Origin of the sequence: Mesobacillus campisalis, assembly GCF_000986785.1 — a bacterium.
GTDB classification, from domain to species: Bacteria; Bacillota; Bacilli; order Bacillales; family Cytobacillaceae; genus Mesobacillus_B; species Mesobacillus_B campisalis.
The window spans coordinates 79,271-98,426 of the sequence record NZ_LAYY01000010.1 but is presented as its reverse complement, the minus strand read 5'-3'; the positions used below and the strand labels follow the sequence as shown (position 1 = coordinate 98,426).

General features: G+C 50.9%; 21 protein-coding genes and 1 pseudogene. 18 read left to right on the top strand and 4 right to left on the bottom strand.

From position 1 onward, the window contains the following. Nucleotides 1-113: 113 nt before the first annotated feature. On the bottom strand, nucleotides 114-245 hold the full coding sequence (locus WQ57_RS27325) for a hypothetical protein (protein ID WP_277620287.1): 132 nt from the start codon (nucleotides 243-245) through the stop codon (nucleotides 114-116). Nucleotides 246-446: 201 nt separating this feature from the next. Between WQ57_RS27325 and fdhD the strand changes: the two genes are divergently transcribed. The 12 genes and pseudogenes from fdhD (at nucleotide 447) to WQ57_RS11005 (ending at nucleotide 12,804) form a co-directional block, all read left to right on the top strand. Further along, complete coding sequence (fdhD, locus tag WQ57_RS11065) at nucleotides 447-1,241, top strand: formate dehydrogenase accessory sulfurtransferase FdhD (protein ID WP_046523830.1); 795 nt, start codon at nucleotides 447-449, stop codon at nucleotides 1,239-1,241. Between the two features lie 360 nt (nucleotides 1,242-1,601). After that, a complete protein-coding gene (locus WQ57_RS27555; protein WP_046523828.1) occupies nucleotides 1,602-2,174 on the top strand; it encodes a twin-arginine translocation signal domain-containing protein in 573 nt (190 codons plus the stop codon). 12 nt (nucleotides 2,175-2,186) lie between these two features. Then, a pseudogene (gene fdnG, locus WQ57_RS11050) lies at nucleotides 2,187-4,580 on the top strand (formate dehydrogenase-N subunit alpha); the annotation flags it as partial. After that, the gene (locus tag WQ57_RS11045; protein WP_046523826.1) at nucleotides 4,580-5,410 is read left to right on the top strand and encodes a 4Fe-4S dicluster domain-containing protein; all 831 of its coding nucleotides are present in this window, start codon (nucleotides 4,580-4,582) and stop codon (nucleotides 5,408-5,410) included. The pseudogene fdnG and the gene WQ57_RS11045, both read left to right, overlap by 1 nt. Beyond that, entirely contained in the window at nucleotides 5,403-6,113 is a 711-nt protein-coding gene (locus tag WQ57_RS11040; RefSeq protein WP_046523825.1) for a formate dehydrogenase subunit gamma, read from the top strand. The genes WQ57_RS11045 and WQ57_RS11040 overlap by 8 nt, the downstream gene beginning before the upstream one ends. A 278-nt stretch (nucleotides 6,114-6,391) precedes the next feature. Then, a complete protein-coding gene (locus tag WQ57_RS11035; RefSeq protein ID WP_046523824.1) occupies nucleotides 6,392-7,201 on the top strand; it encodes a formate dehydrogenase accessory protein FdhE in 810 nt (269 codons plus the stop codon). Nucleotides 7,202-7,227: 26 nt separating this feature from the next. Then, nucleotides 7,228-7,827 (top strand): molybdenum cofactor guanylyltransferase, encoded by a 600-nt coding sequence (gene mobA, locus WQ57_RS11030; RefSeq protein WP_046523823.1) that lies wholly within the window; start codon nucleotides 7,228-7,230, stop codon nucleotides 7,825-7,827. 27 nt (nucleotides 7,828-7,854) lie between these two features. After that, entirely contained in the window at nucleotides 7,855-9,087 is a 1,233-nt protein-coding gene (locus WQ57_RS11025; RefSeq protein ID WP_046523822.1) for a molybdopterin molybdotransferase MoeA, read from the top strand. Between the two features lie 12 nt (nucleotides 9,088-9,099). Then, the gene (locus WQ57_RS11020) at nucleotides 9,100-11,031 is read left to right on the top strand and encodes a molybdopterin biosynthesis protein (protein WP_046523821.1); all 1,932 of its coding nucleotides are present in this window, start codon (nucleotides 9,100-9,102) and stop codon (nucleotides 11,029-11,031) included. Between the two features lie 10 nt (nucleotides 11,032-11,041). Then, the gene (locus tag WQ57_RS11015; RefSeq protein ID WP_046523820.1) at nucleotides 11,042-11,506 is read left to right on the top strand and encodes a molybdenum cofactor biosynthesis protein MoaE; all 465 of its coding nucleotides are present in this window, start codon (nucleotides 11,042-11,044) and stop codon (nucleotides 11,504-11,506) included. After that, nucleotides 11,499-11,732, top strand: coding sequence for a molybdopterin converting factor subunit 1 (gene moaD, locus WQ57_RS11010; RefSeq protein WP_046523819.1), 234 nt, complete (start codon nucleotides 11,499-11,501; stop codon nucleotides 11,730-11,732). Before WQ57_RS11015 ends, moaD begins: the two co-directional genes overlap by 8 nt. 52 nt (nucleotides 11,733-11,784) lie before the next feature. Continuing rightward, the gene (locus WQ57_RS11005) at nucleotides 11,785-12,804 is read left to right on the top strand and encodes a thiazole biosynthesis adenylyltransferase ThiF (protein ID WP_046523818.1); all 1,020 of its coding nucleotides are present in this window, start codon (nucleotides 11,785-11,787) and stop codon (nucleotides 12,802-12,804) included. Between the two features lie 204 nt (nucleotides 12,805-13,008). Here WQ57_RS11005 and WQ57_RS11000 read toward each other — a convergent pair whose 3' ends face one another. Beyond that, nucleotides 13,009-13,338, bottom strand: coding sequence for a YflT domain-containing protein (locus WQ57_RS11000; protein WP_046523817.1), 330 nt, complete (start codon nucleotides 13,336-13,338; stop codon nucleotides 13,009-13,011). A 147-nt stretch (nucleotides 13,339-13,485) separates the two neighbouring features. On the opposite strand from WQ57_RS11000, the gene WQ57_RS10995 reads away from it, so the two are divergent. The 3 genes from WQ57_RS10995 to WQ57_RS10985 all read left to right on the top strand — a co-directional run bounded on the left by WQ57_RS10995 (nucleotide 13,486) and on the right by WQ57_RS10985 (nucleotide 15,032). Further along, nucleotides 13,486-14,166: a uracil-DNA glycosylase gene (locus WQ57_RS10995; protein ID WP_046523816.1), complete on the top strand. Its 681-nt coding sequence runs from the start codon at nucleotides 13,486-13,488 to the stop codon at nucleotides 14,164-14,166. A 123-nt stretch (nucleotides 14,167-14,289) separates the two neighbouring features. Further along, nucleotides 14,290-14,625 carry a YwdI family protein gene (locus tag WQ57_RS10990; RefSeq protein ID WP_052948726.1) on the top strand — a complete coding sequence of 112 codons (336 nt, stop codon included), beginning with the start codon at nucleotides 14,290-14,292 and terminating at the stop codon, nucleotides 14,623-14,625. Nucleotides 14,626-14,660: 35 nt separating this feature from the next. After that, entirely contained in the window at nucleotides 14,661-15,032 is a 372-nt protein-coding gene (locus tag WQ57_RS10985) for a DUF423 domain-containing protein (RefSeq protein ID WP_046523815.1), read from the top strand. A gap of 58 nt (nucleotides 15,033-15,090) precedes the next feature. Here the strand turns inward: WQ57_RS10985 and gerQ are convergent, their stop codons facing one another. Both gerQ and hemQ read right to left on the bottom strand, forming a co-directional pair. Then, complete coding sequence (gerQ, locus tag WQ57_RS10980; protein WP_046523814.1) at nucleotides 15,091-15,579, bottom strand: spore coat protein GerQ; 489 nt, start codon at nucleotides 15,577-15,579, stop codon at nucleotides 15,091-15,093. Nucleotides 15,580-15,879: 300 nt separating this feature from the next. Further along, complete coding sequence (gene hemQ, locus WQ57_RS10975; protein WP_046523813.1) at nucleotides 15,880-16,626, bottom strand: hydrogen peroxide-dependent heme synthase; 747 nt, start codon at nucleotides 16,624-16,626, stop codon at nucleotides 15,880-15,882. A 253-nt stretch (nucleotides 16,627-16,879) separates the two neighbouring features. Between hemQ and pta the strand changes: the two genes are divergently transcribed. The 3 genes from pta to lipL all read left to right on the top strand — a co-directional run bounded on the left by pta (nucleotide 16,880) and on the right by lipL (nucleotide 19,096). Then, nucleotides 16,880-17,857, top strand: coding sequence for a phosphate acetyltransferase (pta, locus tag WQ57_RS10970; RefSeq protein ID WP_046523812.1), 978 nt, complete (start codon nucleotides 16,880-16,882; stop codon nucleotides 17,855-17,857). Nucleotides 17,858-17,900: 43 nt separating this feature from the next. After that, nucleotides 17,901-18,059, top strand: coding sequence for a hypothetical protein (locus tag WQ57_RS26630; RefSeq protein WP_156183115.1), 159 nt, complete (start codon nucleotides 17,901-17,903; stop codon nucleotides 18,057-18,059). Nucleotides 18,060-18,256: 197 nt separating this feature from the next. Then, nucleotides 18,257-19,096 (top strand): octanoyl-[GcvH]:protein N-octanoyltransferase, encoded by an 840-nt coding sequence (lipL, locus tag WQ57_RS10960; protein WP_046523810.1) that lies wholly within the window; start codon nucleotides 18,257-18,259, stop codon nucleotides 19,094-19,096. Nucleotides 19,097-19,156 lie beyond the last annotated feature (60 nt).

Here is a 19,156-nt window from a genome sequence, read left to right as displayed (position 1 = left end):
GATGGTCTATTTAACGATTATACCAAAGTGGAAACCACAGGCAAAACATGTTGGCCTGAAGCCGGGCTGGCGGGCTGGGAAGAGTGGATTTTCAAGAGAGGCCGTGACATAAGTTACTGCCGGCGGTCAAACAGTTCCTTTAGGATAAGAGTGCGGTTGAATGGAAGGACAATAGTCCCAAGTCTTTTGGTCATAAAATGGACAATTTTTCGAAATGCATTTGTAACATTTCCTCCGGAGTTCATTCAGGTTCTTCCTGTAAATTGGAATTATAAGGGGCGTTTTATGCCTATTAATTTATTTTTATGGTAAATAGTGTAATTTCCCAAACTGTGACAATTTAGCTAACTGTGACGTTGTTAACAGAATGCACCTGCCAAAGTTTCTAAGATGGAGAGGAAGTCAACTGATGCTAATACATGGCAAACAGTTAAGGGGTGATAAGAATGATCAGGAAAGGCTGTCCTGATGAATACCCAATCAATCTGGTGGTCAACGGGTTTGAAATTGCCGTTTTTCAGCTCACAAACCAGGATCTGGAGGATTGGGCCTATGGATACCTCTATTCGGAGGGATTGATTGACGGTGCGGATGATGTCGAAGCTGTCCATTTTTACGAAGGCTCTGGAACTCTGCAAGTTTCCTTGAATAATAGTTTTGACCCTGAACAAATGTTTTCGAAGAAAAAGCATTATACGGCTGGATGCGGCCGCGGCGTGACCTTTTTCTCGATGACGGATGTGAAACAATTCGAAAGGGTGCAGTCCCAGCAGGTGTACGACTTAAGCTACCTGTTGAAAAAGCGCAGCGAATTCGCGCAAAACTGCCCGCTTTACCTTGAGTCAGGCGGCATGCATGGCGCCTGCATCGTTCATGAAGATGGCAGCATTGAGGTCCGTGAAGACATTGGGCGGCATAACGCCGTGGACAAGATAATCGGCCATGCCCTTAGAAAGCGCTTGCAAACCGAACAGTTAGTCCTGCTGACAACCGGAAGGGTTTCCTATGAGATGCTCTCAAAAGCAGCGAAGTTTGGTTTTGCCGTCATAGGCTCGCGCACCGCTGCCACCAAGCAGGCTGTCCAGCTCGCCAGATTTTTAAATATTGAAGTTGTCGGTTATCTACGAGGCAAAATGGCGACCGTCTACACATCAGCCGGAAGAATCCGTAACGATGTCACCGGACCCGCAGCCGCCACAAAGCCAATTGAAAGGGGTGAAGTCTTGCCTCTGTTCAATTAGGCTGTGTGAAAGTCAGGCTTGATTCTACTCGTGTTGATTGAAGTGGAAGGCGCGAGACTCCTGCGGGAGCAAGGGTCAGGGGAGACCCCGCAGGCGCGGATAGCGCCGAGGAATAGGAAATGCGTATGCCGACTGCCCAGAAACGAGCAAACTGGAGGATCCGACAAAGAAGCGCTCTTTGCTTCTGCCGGAGGAGCTGAAGTTTGTTGAGTTTCTAGGAGGCGAAGCAAGACAGGCTCCCCGGGCCGCCCGCGGAAAGCGAAGCGCCTGGAACGAAAATCAACAGCCTGTTGAACACAGCCAGAATTTAAAACTTGGGATAAGGGATGTTCTAGTAAAAATTGGGAGGGAGAGAGAAGGATGGTTGAAATCAACCTGAATCGCCGGCAGTTTTTAAAACTGTCGGGAGCAACAGCTGCGACTTTGGCAATCGTAGAGCTTGGCTTCAATGAAAATGAAGCAAAAGCAAAAACAAAAGAATTCAAGATTGCCAAATCAACAGTCACACCAACCATTTGCTGCTTCTGCGGTGTAGGCTGCGGCATCTTGGTGCATACAAAGGACGACACGGTGGTCTATACGGAAGGGGATTCGGATAACCCAATCAACGAAGGGACCCTTTGCAGCAAAGGAACCACCATCCGCCAGGTGTACACATCAGAGAAGCGGATTGAAAAGCCATTGTACCGCGCTCCTGGCAGTGACAAGTGGGAAGAAAAGTCCTGGGACTGGATGTACAAGACCATTGCCCAGCGCGTAAAAGATACACGGGACAGGACGTTTGTCGAGAAGGAAGACGGCATCACGGTCAATAAGACGGAAGCCATCGCCAGCCTCGGCGGCGCTGCGCTCGATAACGAAGAAACCTATTTGCTTGCCAAACTGATGAGAGGGCTTGGCGTCGTCTATCTCGAACACCAGGCACGAATATGACACAGTTCTACGGTTGCCGGTCTGGCACCTACAGTAGGGCGTGGAGCAATGACAAACCATTGGAGCGATATCCAGCACAGTGATTGTGCGCTGATCATGGGGGCGAATCCTGCCGAAAACCATCCGATCTCATTCAGATGGCTGACGAAAGCACAGGAAAAAGGCGGGAAAATCGTTTCCGTCGACCCTCGTTTTACAAGGACATCCGCCAAAGCTGATGTCTATGCCCAGCTTCGTTCGGGAACAGATATTGCTTTTATGGGCGGAATGATCAAGTATGCGCTTGATAACGAACTTTACCATAAAGATTATGTTGTGAATTATACAAATGCATCATTCATTCTAAAAGATACCTATGAGTTCAATGATGGAATTTTCAGCGGCTATGATGAGCCAACACGAAAATACGACAAAACGCAATGGGCATTCGAAACCGATGAAGAAGGAAACCCAGTCAAAGACATGACGCTCAAACATCCGCGTTCTGTCTTCCAGATGATGAAAAACCATTATTCCCGCTATGATGCCGACACTGTTTGTTCCGTCACGGGCACACCAAAGGAAGACTTCCTCAAGGTCTGTGAAGCATTCTGCGCTACAGGCGCTCCGGACAAGGCGGGAACGATCCTGTATGCGATGGGCACAACCCAGCATACGGTTGGCACGCAAAACGTCCGTGCATTCGGAATGATTCAGCTGCTGCTTGGAAATATGGGTCTTCCGGGCGGAGGGCTTAATGCGATGCGCGGAGAGTCCAATGTTCAGGGGTCCACTGACTTTGGCCTCCTTTACAATAACCTGACAGGCTACCTTGGCGCGCCGACAATGCTCCATCCAACCCTGGAAGCCTATAACGAGAAGGAAACGCCAAGTGCCGGCTACTGGAGCAACAAGCCGAAGTTTTTGGTCAGCCTCTTGAAGGCATGGTACGGCCCGAATGCGACAAAGGACAATGAGTTCGGCTATCAGTATCTGCCAAAAGGCAACAAAAACTATTCGCACATCAACCTGTTCAGCGCGATGTACAAGGGGGAGCTGGAGGGTGCGTTCCTGTTCGGTACCAACCCGGTTGTCGGCGGGCCGAACGCCGGCAAGGAAAAGGAAGCTCTTGGCAATCTGAAATGGCTGGTCGCTGCCGACCTTTGGGAAACCGAATCCGCTTCGTTCTGGCAGAAGGAAGCAGGCAGCAATCCATCCGCGATCAGTACGGAAGTATTCCTGCTGCCGGCAGCATCCTCCTATGAGAAGGAAGGAAGTGTCTCCAACTCCTCCCGCTGGATGCAGTACCGCTGGCAGGCGATTAAACCAAAAGGCCAATCACTGGCCGACCTGGAGATCATCCATGAAATGTACCTTCACCTGAAAGATCTCTATAAAAATGAGAAAACACCGGCTGCAAAGCCATTTAATGCGCTTGACTGGAACTTCGGAAAAGGGAACCACCCGGACATCGACCTGGTGTGTAAAGAAATCAACGGCTACGACCTGACAACAGGCAAGCTGGTGCCGGGATTCGGAGCGCTTAAGGACGATGGCACGACAACTTCGGGCAACTGGATTTATTCCGGCTTCTATCCGGAAGAAGGAAACAACCGCGCCAAGAGCCGAGACAACAAGGACACCGGCGGCGGCAACTACCTGAACTGGTCCTTCGCCTGGCCGGCAAACCGCCGGATTTTGTACAACCGGGCGGCAGCCGACTTGAACGGCAAGCCTTGGAGCAAGAAAACAGCGATTATCTGGTGGGACGCTTCCCAGAAAAAGTGGGTTGGAAACGACGTCCCTGACTTCGTTGTCGACAGGGCGCCAACCGATCCGGGCGGAACAAATCCGTATACAATGCTGAAGGACGGAGTTGCAGGATTGTTTGCAGGCAACCTGAATGATGGTCCGTTCCCTGAACACTATGAGCCGTTTGAAAGCCCGGTTGCCAATGCGTTCTCAAGCCAGGATTCCAATCCGGCCATCCAGCTGTTTGACGGCGAATTCAACCTGAAAGGCGATTACAAGCAGTTCCCGATCGTCGCCACCACTTATCGTGTAAGCGAGCACTGGCAGTCAGGCTCGATGACGCGGAATCAGGAATGGCTCTCCGAACTGGTCGGCCATATGTTTGTCGAAATCAGCGAAGAGCTTGCAAAGGAAAAAGGCATCAAAAACAAGGATAAAGTAATTGTCAGCTCTGCCCGCGGCGAAATCGAGGCATACGCCATGGTGACAAAACGCTTTAAGCCATACACCATCCAGGGCCAGAAGGTACACCATATCGGAATGCCATGGCACTTTGGCTATAAAGGATTTGCAACAGGGGATACAGCAAACCGTCTGACTCCTCATATCGGGGATGCCAATACGACCATTCCGGAATACAAGGCATTCCTCTGCAACGTTAGGAGGGCGAACTAATGGCCACTGAATATGTAAAATTAGTCGATGTCACCAAATGCGACGGCTGCCGTGCCTGTATGGTCGCCTGTAAGAACTGGAATGACCTGCCTGCGGAACCCCAGGATTTCCTGGGGACGATGCAGTCGCATGCAAATGTGTCCGCCGATACATGGAACGTCCTGACGTTTGTTGAGCATGAAAACTCGAAGGGCGGCCTGGACTACCTGTTCCGCCACTCTTCCTGCTACCACTGTGTGGATGCAGCCTGTGAAAAGGTATGCCCGGAGAGCGCGATCAGCTACACCGACTTCGGAAGCGTCGTCATCGACCATGACAAATGTGTCGGCTGCGGCTACTGCGAGCAGAACTGCCCGTTCGATGTGATCTCCCTTAAGGAGTATAAGGATAAGAACGGCAAGGAATACCGCAAGGCGAATAAATGCACGATGTGTACCGACCGCCTTGAGGAAGGACTGCAGCCAGCCTGTGTCACAACCTGCCATCCAGGTGCGATGCAGTTCGGCGAGAAGGAAGAAATGCTTCAAAAAGCGGAAAAGCGTGTCAGTGAAATCAAGGAACGCTATCCTAATGCAACGATCTATAACCCGGCTGGAGTGGGCGGGACCCATACCATCTATGTCCTGGCCGAAAAGCCGTCAGTATATGGAATGCCTGAAAATCCAAAAGTCCCAACATCGGCTGTCCTTTGGAAAGACTATGCGCAGCCAATCGGAAAAGCAATGGTCGGGGGTGTGACAATGGCGCTTGTCGGTGCCTTTGTGGCCAACAAGTTCTTCGATAAGAAAGGCAAGGAACACGAAGAGGATGGAGGTGACCGCCATGAGTAAGCAGCAAAGTTCTGAAGTGCAGGTCAAACGTTTTTCGAAAGCATTCGTCTGGGCACATGGCATCAACGCGATCGCATTCATCGGTTTGTATATCACGGCGCTGCCGATGTACACGGATTGGTTCAACTGGCTGTATGTGGTGTTCGGCGGACCGGAAAATGCCCGCCTGATCCACCGAATCCTTGCGGTTGCGTTCATCCTGCCAACATTCATCTGGCTGATTTTCGACCACAAAGGCTTCTTCATGTGGCTGAAGGAGCTGGTTACCTGGAAAAAGAGGGATTTCCAGTTTTTCAGCGAATTTGTTAAGGAGCTGTTTGGCTTCAAGTTCAAGCATGTCCGGCAGACATTTTTCAATGCCGGTGAAAAAATCAACTCGATCCTGCAAATCTTCTGTGCCATCCTGCTGATTGGATCAGGCTTCCCGATGTGGTTCCCTGATTTGTTCCCAAGTGCACTTGTGCAATGGTCGTACTTCCTGCACAACGTTGGCTTCGGCCTTGGATTCGCGGTCGTTCTCGGACATATCTACCTGAGCGTCATCCACAAGCATTCCCGTCCGGGATTCACAGGCGTCATCACCGGAAAGGTTCCGGCCAAATGGGCAAAGAGCCACTATACAGAATGGTATGAAGAAGAAGTCAAAAAAGGCAACTTCCCGGACCTTGATGATCCAAAGAAAAATAAGAAAAAAGGGGCTTAACTCGAAAAGCGGAGGCGACCGTTTAGCGACATATGGACTGGAGCCAATCGGGTCTTTACGGGCAGTTAAGAATTTAGTGCCCGTTTAGACGCGATAAAGGAAACACGAAGAGCGGCAGCGATTCGATGTTGACTTATCGTAGGGAGATTGGCGAAGTACACTAGTCGCTGGGAGCCGGAGCTGGACAATTGAAAATCCCATAACCTTGGATGGCTGTCTATTTAGGCAGCCATTCCAGTTTAACGATAATAGCCAAAACCAATGAAAGAGGTGCAGCAATGAAAAAATCCGTTGTTTCAAAAGAATACCAGAATCTGCAGAAGGAAATTGCCAAGCTTCAGGAACAGTGGAAAAAGAGCCTAAACCCGGATGTTGTGAAACCAAATCTTGACCAGGCGGCAATGAGCGCAGGGGTGCCGGTGGCTGCGCTGGCGGCTATTGATTTTGATATTTCACTATTTTTACAGTGGATAGATGAACTTAGCAAGCTGATTGTGGATCAGCACCAGGAGCTTGAAGAGAAGCTGGGAGAGGTGAGGAGCCTGCTTAACGAGGAAACGGCCATCCGCTGGATTGACGAAGCTTTTTCATTAAACTCCATTTATTTTGCCCGCTTCGCTGAAGAAAATGGAATTGATGAATGGATTCCGCAATTCCTCGCCGAGAATGCGCTCCGCCCTTATCTTCAGCTGACGGCGGACAAGGTCCAGGATGTGGCGAAGGCTGTCCATGGAGCAGGCTGCCCGGTGTGCGGCGAGCCGGCCAGGCTTGCACAGCTTGAAGGAGAAGGGAAAAAAGTGATCCACTGCCCGCGCTGCCATGCGCATTGGCCTGAAAAACGCATCCAGTGCTCGCACTGCGGCAATGATGACCATAAGACCATCCAGTTCATCACCGTCGAAGGAGAAGCTTCCTCCCAGGTCCTCTGCTGCGAAAAGTGCAAGGGATATACGAAAGTAATTGACACAAGACAATTCATTTCCAGGCCATCTTCTGCTATTCTTGATTTAACAAGTATTCATCTCGATTTTGTTGCCCAGGAAAATGGGTACCAGGCAGCTCCTGGCAATCTGGAGACAAACAACTAATCTTTTAAAAAAAGAAGGTGCTTCGCATGAAAGCCGGGGCAATTATTTTATCTGGCGGGAAATCCAGCAGGATGGGGACCAACAAGGCCCTGCTTCCTTTTCACGATAAAACAAATATTGAGAGAATCAGGGATGAACTCGGCTCTGTATTTGACGATCTCGTGCTTGTGACCAACGACCCTGAAACCTATGAATTTCTTAATATGAAAATGGTGCGTGATGCGTATCCCGGAAAGGGGCCGCTCGCGGGCGTCCATGCAGGATTAACATCTTCCCATTATGAAGAGAATATCGTCGTTGCCTGTGACATGCCATTTGTTTCGGCGGACCTCGCGGGCAGCCTCGTAAAAAACCTTAAGCATTTAGATGCCGTGGTACCGGTGATAGGAGGCAGGCAGCATCCGCTCTTTGCTTCCTACCAGAAGCGGATCCTGCCTCAGCTGGAAGAGTGCCTGGAAAACGGCCGCCTGCGCATGGTCCATCTCCTGGAACAGCTGCAGGTCCGTTATCTTGGGGAATCCGATCTCCAGGCCTATGCTGACGGCAGCCTGGAAAAGATCTTTTTTAACATGAACCATCCAAATGAATATGAACATGCCAGGAAATGGGCAGAAACTGAGAGATAAACGGTGCTGACAGAAAGGGTGTAGTGAATGCAATTCTTTAAAGTGAAAACTGTGGAGGAAACCTTTGCCTTAATCCAGGAGCATATTCCGGAAATCAGGGAGGTGGAGACCCGCACGCTGGAAGAAGCTCTTCACTGCATCCTGGCTGAACCTATTGTTGCGGCTGAAAATGTGCCAGGCTTTGACCGTTCGACCGTGGATGGCTATGCGGTTTTTGCCAAGGATACGTATGGTTCATCCGAATCGATGCCAGGCTTTTTGACAGTGGCGGGTGAAGTGGAAATGGGGAAAGAAGCGGGAGCACCGCTATCCAGGGGAGAAGCGATTTATGTCCCGACTGGAGGCATGGTTCCTCCTGGCAGCGACAGCGTGCTGATGATCGAACACTGCGAGGAAATCGGCGGGCTGCTGAACACCTACAGGCAAGTGGCACCGGGTGAAAATATCATCCGCGCCGGAGAGGATATCAAAGAAGGCGAAGTGCTGCTTGAGGCAGGGACAAAGCTGCGGCCCCAGGAAATCGGCGCGCTGGCGTCATTGGGCATCAGCAAAGTAAACGTTTACCGGAAGATCAAGGCGGCCTATCTGTCGACCGGGGATGAAATTGTTCCATATGAAACAGAGAGCCTAAAAGTGGGTCAGGTGCGCGACATTAATTATTTAACCGTTGCCGGACTCGCAAAGGGATGGGGCGTAGAGACCATATACGGTGGCATTACCGCGGATGACTACGATATTTTCGCCGCGAAGGCCCGCGAGCTTTACGAACAGGCTGACATCCTGATTTTATCCGGCGGAAGCTCTGTTGGGGCGAAGGATTATACGACAGAGGTCATCCAGTCGCTTGGCGAGCCGGGGGTTTTTGTCCATGGCATTTCAATCAAGCCTGGAAAGCCGACGATCCTGGCTGTGGCGAATGGCAAGCCTGTCATCGGGCTTCCGGGCCACCCCGCTTCAGCGATGATCATCTTCCGCTTGTTTGGCGAGAAGATCATCAAGCAGCGCCAAGGCGAGCGCCATGGTAAAAAGCCGGAGCGCCTTTTTGCACGAAGCACGAAAAATATCCCTTCCGCACCGGGAAGGTCGGATTACATCCGGGTACGTTTGTTTGAGAAAGAAGGAGAATGGTGGGCAGACCCGATCATCGGAAAATCTGGTTTGATCACTACTCTTGTAAAAAGCGACGGCATTGTCGAAATCCAATCGGAAAAAGAAGGAATCCTGCAGGGCGAGCTTGTGCCTGTCATAGCATCGAAATAAGGGGGAGCACAAATGGGTGAAAAGAGATACCAGCGCAAAATCTATCTGGAGGACAAGCCAAGGGCAGAGGCATTGCAGGAAATCCTTGAAGCTGCCAGGCTGGCTCCGGAGACGGAAATCATCCCGACTGTCGAAGCCCTTGGGCGGGTCACGTCCTCCCCGATTTTTGCTAGCATTTCCATGCCGCATTATCATGCTTCGGCCATGGATGGGGTCGCGGTCAATGCCGAGGACACATATGAAGCCCATGAACAGCGGCCGCTGCATTTGAAAAAAGGCAGCCAGTTTGTCTATGTGGATACAGGAAACGCCATCCCGCAAGGCTTCAATGCTGTCATCATGATTGAGAATGTCCAGATACTGGATGAGGAAACGATTGAAATCATCGAGCCGGCAACACCATGGCAGCATATCCGCCCGATTGGCGAGGATATCGTCCAGGAGGAGATGCTGTTTCCTCAGGGACACGTCCTCAGGCCTGCCGATCTTGGCGCGCTTCTGGCGGCCCAGGTCACACAGGTCCCAGCGGCGAAAAAGCCGCTCGTCACGATCATTCCCACCGGAAACGAGCTTGTCCAGGCGGACGATAGGCTTCCATACGGGAAGATCATTGAATTCAATGGCACCGTTTTTGCGAATTATATTAAAGAGTGGGGCGGAGAACCCGTTCTTACCGGGATTGTCAGGGACGAGCCCGAAAACATCAAAGCCGCTCTTTTGCAGGCAGCTGAAGTTTCCGATATTATCGTCATTAACGCCGGCTCGTCGGCAGGTTCCAAGGACTATACCGTGCATATCCTGAACGAGCTGGGCACCGTGTTTACGCATGGCGTGGCCACCAGGCCGGGAAAGCCTGTCATCCTTGGGCAAATCGCGAATAAAATTGTCGTGGGTGTGCCAGGGTATCCGGTATCTGCCTATCTGGCGCTTGAGTGGTTTGTGAGGCCGCTGATCTGCCAGTACCTGCAAATACCCGTGCCGAAAAGACAGACCTTGAGCGTCAAGCTTGGCCGCAGGATTGTATCCACCATGGGGGCAGAGGACTTTGTCAGGATGAATATCGGCTATGTGAACGGACAATTTGTGGCCAATCCGCTTACAAGGGCGGCTGGTGTCACAATGTCGCTTGTACGTGCGGACGGCTTGCTTGTCGTCCCGCCGGAGCAGCTTGGATATGAGCAGGGTGACATGGCGGAAGTGGAGCTGTTAAAGCCGCTCGAAGACATCATGAACAGCATTGTCTTCTGTGGAAGCCATGACCTGACCATCGACCTGCTGTCATCGCAGCTGAAAACCCAGCGCAGCGACATGAAAATTGTTTCTTCCCATGTTGGAAGCATGGCTGGTGTCATGGCAATCAGGAAAGGGGAAGCCCATATAGCGGGCATTCATTTGCTTGACCCGGAAACAAGGGAATATAATATCTCTTACGTGAAAAAGCTTCTTTCCGGACAAGACGTTGTTCTCTATCCATTTTTAAAAAGGACCCAGGGCTGGATGGTGCCAAAGGGCAATCCTCTCGACATCAAGTCCGCCGCGGACCTGGCCGAAAAGGAAGCGGAGTATGCCAACCGCCAGAAAGGGGCCGGAACAAGGATACTGTTCGATCTTCTTTTAAAAGAACAAGGCCTCGCGCCTGAACAAATCAATGGCTATGACCGCGAAATGTTTTCGCATTTAAGTGTAGCAGCTGAAGTAAAGGGAAATGGAAAGGCAGCAGGGCTTGGAATTTATCCTGCCGCCAAAGCGATGGGACTGGATTTTGTGCCGGTTGGCGACGAATCCTATGACCTGTTGATGACCAGGGCTTTCTTCGAGAGCGAAAAGGGGCGCTGGCTCATCGGAGTGATCCAGTCGGAATCCTTCAAGGCTGAAGTGGATAAAATTGGCGGCTATTCGGTCGTCAGCAATGCTGAATCCCTATTACTTGATGGGCAAAAATGAGGTGAGCAGAATGAATTATGAAATAGCGAAAGAAAACATCGATATCCAGTCGGTAATCGACAAAGTGGTCCAGCGTGAAGCTGGGGCCATCACGACTTTTATCGGCACGGTAAGGGAGCTTACAAAAGGTAAGAAAACCCTTTACCTGATCTATGAAGCCTATGAGTCGATGGCGGTCAAAAAGCTGGAGCAGATCGGCAATGAAATCAAGGAACGCTGGGAAGGCGCCGAAGTAGCGATCACCCACCGCGTCGGCAAGCTCGATATCACAGATGTCGCCGTCGTGATTGCCGTATCGACGCCCCATCGTGCTGACGCCTATGAAGCCAATCGCTATGCGATCGAGCGCATCAAGGAAATCGTGCCAATCTGGAAAAAAGAGCATTGGGAAGACGGGCAGGAGTGGATCGGCGACCAGCTTGAGAGGGTGGCCTATCCTAGCGGAAAGCCGGAGGCAGGTGATTTGAATGAATAAGGTTCTGTTTTTCGCCCATTTGCGCGATGAAGCCGGAGTGGAATCGGCGGAAATCGAGGCAGCCGGAAAGACGGTAGCACAGCTGAAGGAAATCGTCGCAGAAACGTACAAGCTGGGCAAGCTGGATAGTGCCATGGCTGCAATAAATGAAGAATTTGCACCAAATGAAGAGGTTATTCAGGAAGGAGACGTCATTGCCTTTATCCCGCCAGTAAGCGGAGGCTGATGTCTCCTGCTTTTTCTTGATTTTAACTACTTTTAAGGGAGGAAATTTTTCGATGTCAACACGTTATTCACGCCAAACGCTGTTTCCTCCAATCGGCAAGGAAGGGCAGGAGAAAATCTCCAGCAAGCATGTGCTCATCATCGGCGCGGGCGCCCTAGGTTCGGGAAATGCCGAAGTGATGACTAGAGCCGGAGTCGGCAAACTGACGATCATCGACCGCGATTATGTCGAGGCAAGCAACCTGCAGCGCCAGCAGCTTTATACCGAGCAGGATGTGGCCGATAAGCTGCCAAAGGCGGCTGCGGCTGAAAAAAGACTGAGGACCATCAACTCCGATGTGGAGATTGTCGCTTTGATTGGCGACGCTACGCCTGAAAAGCTCGCTGAATTGGCAGAAGGAGTCGACCTGATCCTTGACTCCACCGACAATTTTGAAACAAGAATGGCTATCAATGATATCGCCCAAAAATACAAGATTCCGTGGATTTACGGGGCCTGCGTGGCAAGTTTCGGAATGAGCTTCACGGTGATTCCGGGTGTGACGCCATGCCTGAACTGTCTGCTGAAGACGGTGCCGATCCAGGGGCTTACCTGCGATACAGGCGGCATTATCGGCCCGGCTGTCCAGATGGCGATCGCCCACCAGACGGCAGAAGCCTTGAAGATCCTGGTTGAGGACTGGGAAGCCGTGCGGGCTTCGTTTGTCAGCTTTGATTTGTGGCGCAACCAGTACACAAGCATGAAAATGGGCCGTGCCAAGGATCCAGGCTGCCTGTCCTGCGGCGAGCATCCGGAGTATCCGTACCTGAGCGCTGAAAACATGACGAAAACGACTGTCCTCTGCGGCAGGGATACCGTCCAGATCCGGCCGCCGCATTCTGAAGGGGTGGATTTGAGCGACATGGCCGCCAGGCTGAAGGCACTCGGATACGAGGTGAAAGGAAATCCGTACCTGCTGTCCGCCGAGATGGATGAAAACCGCTTTGTCCTCTTCCAGGATGGACGGGCGCTTATCCATGGGACAAAAGATTTGGCCCAGGCGAAGAGCATCTATAATCGTTTGCTTGGGTAATAAGAAAAGCGCAAGCGCCTTGCTCAGCCCCGACAAGCGCTGGAGGTCCAGCTGATGAAGTCGTTCTTTGACTTCAACAGATGGACCGAAGCGACTCGAGGGGCTAGGCGCTGGAGCTAGACAGTTATCTAAGTGCAGAAACTTTATACTTTCTTATCCTGTAATAAAAAATAGGTGTCCCTTGGCAGGGACACCTATTTTCGTTTATTTTACTTCATCAGAAGCCACTAGGACGAGACGGCCTTTATCCAGCTCGACTTCGTACTGTTCCGCTTCTTGTGCGCTCATTCCAAGCGATTCAAACTTGGAGCGAAGCTCGTCGCCGCGAGACTTGAAAACATTAGTGACCGAATTCATGATGCCTTGTTCCTTCAACCCGACTTCGCCTGTATCCGTTGCTTCGGTCAAGTGCTCGCTGCGGTCCTCATCATGCGCAAACAGATAAATGTGTTCTTTTGCGAATCCTTCTGTCTGCAGAGTTTGGATTTTATCCATTGCTTGTACACCGTTTTCGACTACATGTACTGTAACCATTTAAAAAACCTCCTTGAAATTCATCTATATCAAAGGAACTCTTCAACCGTGGTTCCTGTTATACTTTTATATAGCCGCTGACAGCAAAGTTAAACCTGGATGCTTTTATGGGTAAAGAGAAAAAAATGCGGCAAAGGGGAAGATAATATGGTCGGAAACAGACCGGAAAACACTTGGGGCGAGCTTTTGCAGGATGAATTCAGCAAGACTTATTTCTGCAATCTGGAAGAATTTCTAGAGAAGGAATATGAGGAGAAGACCATCTATCCAGCCAGGGAGAATATATTCAATGCCTTGAAATATACCGATTATGACGAGGTAAAGGTGGTGCTGCTTGGACAGGACCCTTATCATGGTGAGGGACAGGCCCATGGATTAAGTTTTTCTGTCCAGCCTGGTGTGAAAATTCCGCCCTCCTTAAGAAATATTTATAAAGAGCTTCATGAGGATTTGGGATGTAGCATTCCGAAAACAGGCTACTTGAAAAAGTGGGCCGACCAGGGGGTGCTGCTGCTGAACACCGTCCTGACAGTCCGGGAGGGGGAGGCCCATTCGCATAAGGGAAAAGGCTGGGAGAAGCTGACCGACCGGGTCATTTCCCTGCTGAACGAACGGGAAACGCCCGTTATTTTCCTGCTGTGGGGCCGGCCTGCTCAGAGCAAGATGAAGCTCATTAATGCAGACAGGCACTATATCATCACATCTGCCCACCCAAGTCCATTGTCAGCCAGCAGAGGCTTTTTTGGCAGTAAACCATTCTCAAAGATAAATGACTATCTTCGCAATAAGGGAGAAAGCGAGATAGACTGGCAGATAGAAGAAGGTTGATCTTCGACATGTTCCACGTGAAACATTGAAGATATTGTTGGTTTAAGATTTTTACCGGAGAATTTTGGCGGGCAGGTTCGAAATTCCAGCTCCATTGAGGTAAAATGGAGAGCGGAAGTACAAGTGAAGCGTGGTGATGGAATGAATATATCGCTTGAAAAACTGCTGGCGAAAATGGAGGACGAGCTGAAGGGCGCACGAAACGCGGCAACAGACGCTGGGATGCGTGAAAAAATCCATTCGCTGAAGACATTGTGCGAGCTGGTCCTCGATGAACCGAGCCGGGAGCGGCCTGCTGCTGTCCGGACCGAGGCACCTGCTGCGGTGGTGCAGAACATGCAGATTCCTGTCGTGCAGGCCCAGCCTCAGCCTCAGCCTCAATACCAGTCGATGCCTAACCAGCAAAAGAGGCTGGAGATGGACAACGAAGCGAATGGTGAGTCACTGTTTGATTTTTAGAGTTTGAGCAGGAATGAAACTGGGGGAGAATGAACATGAAAATTTTCATCATAATCGGTGCAGTAAATGCTTTCCTTGCTGTTGCGCTAGGCGCATTTGGCGCTCATGGCCTCGAGGGGAAAGTGGAGCCTAAGTATCTTGAAACCTGGAAAACCGGAGTAACCTATCAAATGTTCCATGCGATCGGCATCCTGATCATTGGCGTGCTGCTCGGCAAACTGCCGGCAACAGCATTGCTGAGTACATCGGGCTGGCTGATGCTCGCAGGAATCATCCTTTTCTCGGGAAGCCTTTATGTGCTTACTCTTACAAAAATCAGCATCCTTGGGGCGATTACTCCGCTCGGCGGGGTAGCCTTCCTGGCAGCCTGGGTGCTTTTGATTATCGCAGCTGTTAAATATCTGTAATGAAAAAGGAGTTCCGCGAATCAGCGGAGCTCCTTTTTTATGCCATAGATGTGCGACCTTATCGAGGCGGGTAAACAGCCAAGCCGCCGCCTCCGAACGGATAATCATATTCCAGTTCTTCTTCAAAGGTGACATAGTCGAGATACACCATCAGCAGCAGGTAGCGCATGCCGGTCTGCGGATCGCTGAGGATCAGGTGGTCGCGGCCGGCCGCTTCAATGATTCCTTTGAAAATCTTGGAGTTCCATTCAGTGCTTCCTTCAAAACTCGTATAAACGGTGGCAAGCTTTCCTCTGTTCAAGCGCAGAATGTTCTCGATATAGGAAGCTTCAGCCGGCAGCATGCCCGGCATCTGGACACCGGGTGCACCAGGCGACATGCCGATTGGAGCGGTGGGCTGGGAGCCGGGAAGCTGCTGTGGGGCCATTTGCTGCTGCCCCGCAGGGAACCCCATCTGGCCCATCTGACCCATTTGCCCTTGCTGCTGGGGCGTGTAGCCTTGCGGAAAGGCCCGGTAGTTGTAATATGGAAAGTACGACTGGCTCATTCTTTTTCCCTCCTGAATGAAAAATATAAGACTTCAAAACCTATGAAAAACAGGAAGTCTAGCTAGTTCATGTCTATGAGAGGGACGAGGATTTATGACAAGAAAAGTGGAAGCGCCTTGGGCAGCCCCGACAAGCGGTGGAGGGCCAGTTGATGAAGTCGTTCTTTGACTTTAACAGCTGGACCGAAGCGACTCGAGGGGCTAGGCGCTGGAGCTGGACAGAAGAAAAGCGGAAGCGCCTGTCCAGCCCCGACAAGCAAAAAAACTCCCGGCACGTCTAGCCGGGAGCTTGTGGAGAACTTATTTTATATCAAGGAAAGAAGCGATTCGGTCTTCACCGAGCAGCACTCCAACGAAGAATGCGCCGAATTCGCCGTAGCGGGCGCTTACTTCATCAAAACGCATTTCGTAGACAAGCTTTTTGAATTGAAGCGGATCGTCCGCAAACAGGGTGACGCCCCACTCGTAATCGTCGAATCCAACAGAGCCTGTAATGATCTGCTTTACCTTGCCTGCATACTGGCGGCCGATCATGCCATGGCTGTACATTAATTTCTTGCGGTCTTCCATCGGAAGCATGTACCAGTTGTCATTGCCCTGGCGGCGCTTGTCCATCGGATAGAAGCACACATGGCTCGTTTGCGGCAGCTTAGGGTACAGGCGTGCACGCACATGCGGATTTTCATATGGATTTTCGCCGTCGGAGAGATAGTTGCTCAATTCAACGACCGATACATAAGAATGGGCTGGAACGGTGTACTCAGCAAGCTTTGACTTGTTGAATTCGGTTTCAATTTCATTCAATTCTTCCATTGTCGGGCGAAGAATCATCATCATGAAATCCGCTTTCTGGCCGACGACCGTATAGAGGGCATGGCTGCCTTTATCTTCATTCTGGGTGGCATTCCATTTTTCAAGAAGTCCAAGGAATTCATGGATGGCGGCCTGGCGCTCATCGCTAGGGAGCATTTTCCAGGTTGTCCAGTCAACAGTGCGGAAATCATGAAGGCAATACCAGCCATCAAGGGTTTTAGCGGCTTCGCTCATAGTGATCACTCCTAGTTATTCATAAATGTACATCCTAACTATATCACAGTTTGCGGACGGTATGAAAAGCACGCGGTTTATACCATGATAAATAAGGATATTCTGTAAAAGGAATGCAGATAGTATAAAGGTGGAAGTGCTCTTAATTCCAATATTCTTAAAACATAAACTTCTAGGGTGTAAGCGGGTTCAACCTTGAATTTTAGCATTGGTAAAGTATGCTAGGAGTGTAGAGATTAAAGGAGGATGTAACATGGGTGACTTATTTACCGGCCTTAAAGAAAAATTGAGTGGACAAAACTTGCGCATCGTGTTCCCTGAGGGTACAGACGAACGAGTATTGCGTGCAGCAGGACGTTTGGCTGCTGATGGCGTACTGATGCCAATTTTGGTTGGCAATATTGAAAGAATCCAGGGTTTGGCAAGAGACTGGGATGTTCCGCTTGAAAATGTGGAAATCTATGACCCAAGTTCATTTGCGATGATGGACGAGCTTGTAGCAGCGTTCGTGGAAAGACGGAAAGGGAAAGTGAACGAGGAGCAGGCCCGCCAGATTCTGCTTGACGAAAACTACTTTGGCACCATGCTGGTGTATGCAAACCGTGCGGACGGACTTGTCAGCGGTGCGGCCCATTCAACTGCCGAAACTGTTAGGCCGGCATTGCAGATTATCAAAACAAAAGAGGGCGTAAAGAAAACTTCTGGCGTGTTCATCATGGTCCGTGACGATGAGAAATACGTGTTTGCCGATTGCGCCATCAATATTGCGCCTGACAGCCAGGACCTTGCCGAGATTGCGGTTGAAAGCGCCAAGACGGCCAGGATGTTTGACATGGAACCGCGCGTGGCGATGCTGAGCTTCTCGACAAAGGGTTCTGCAGTCTCCCCGGAAACAGAAAAAGTATCGAAGGCAGTGGAAGAAGCCAAACTGCGCGACCCGCTGCTTGTGGTTGACGGTGAATTCCAGTTCGATGCGGCTTTCGTTCCTTCCGTTGCGGCTAAAAAGGCGCCAACATCCCCGCTTCAGGGTGATGCGAATGTGTTTGTCTTCCCAAGCCTGGAAGCAGGAAACATCGGCTACAAAATCGCCCAGCGTCTTGGAAACTTCGAAGCCGTCGGACCGATCCTTCAGGGATTGAACCGTCCGGTGAATGACCTTTCCCGCGGCTGCAGCGAAGAAGATGTATATAAGCTCGCCTTGATCACAGCGTCCCAAGCGCTAATAAGGTAAAACTAAGGCAAAGCCGGTTTTCTTAGGAAAGCCGGCTTTTTCTGTGAGCGTCGTTGGAGCCAGGGGAGAAGCGAAGAGGCAGAGATCGGTCGCCAATGAGCTTTTTGGAGCCCGGGGAGGAGCGAAAATGCAGAGAGCGGTCGCCAATGGGCCAGCTTGGTGCCCGTGGAGAAGTGAAGAGGCAGAGATCGGTCGCCAATGAGCCCGCTTGGAGCCCGGGGAGGAGTGGAAAGTCGGAGAGCGGTCACCAATGAGCCTTCTTGGAGCCCGGAGAGAGGCAAAGAAGGTAAAAAAGGTGACGTAAAAAGGCAATCACCACCAGTAATGTCGATGGCATACCAGCGGGGCCCGGAAAGTGCTATAATAACCTGGTTAAGCTTATTTAAAGGAGAATGACAAATGGATGAGGCGCTTCATTTATTGCGTCAGGAACGCTGGCGGCTGATTGACCAGTCTGCAGTCGGCCCGCACTTTCATGCCCTTCAATCGTTTGCCACGGATGACACGCTGTGCGAAGGTGTTGGATCAGGAACATCACCAGCTGCAGCGCGGTCCTGGGTGCACCATCGGACGATTGTGCTGGGCATTCAGGATTCCAAACTGCCTTATTTAAAGGACGGTCTTCAATACCTTGAACAGCAGGGGTACCAATATATTGTCCGCAATTCGGGAGGGCTTGCCGTCGTGCTTGACGAGGGAGTCCTTAATCTTTCGCTGATCCTGCCGGAAGCCGAAAAAGGAATTGACATCAATCGCGGCTATGAAGCGATGTGGCATTTGATTAAACAGATGTTTTCTGATTTTGCTATAGAAATAGAAGCAAGGGAAATTGTTGGCTCGTATTGTCCCGGCAGCTACGACCTGAGCATCGGCGGCCGGAAATTCGCCGGCATCTCCCAGCGCCGCCTGAAAAGGGGCGTCGCCGTCCAGATTTATCTTTGCGTGACCGGAAGCGGCAGCGAACGCGCCGAGCTGATCAGGAAATTTTACGAACTGGGAAAAAAAGGAGAGACGACAAAGTTTGCCTTTCCGGAGATCCAGCCTGAGGTGATGGCCTCCTTATCTGAACTGCTGGGCACACCGCTTAGCATCCAGGATGTAATGCTGCGCTTCATGACCGTTCTCAGCAAGAACGGCCAGCTCATCCCCGGCCAGCTTTACCCCGAGGAATTCGAACTTTTCACACGCTATTATGAGCGGATGATCGAGCGGAACAGCCGGTTCTTGCCGGAAGCATAGACAAGCGGTAGGCGCCGGAGCTGGACAGTAATCTAAGTTCAAAAAAACAGGCCGTGAACC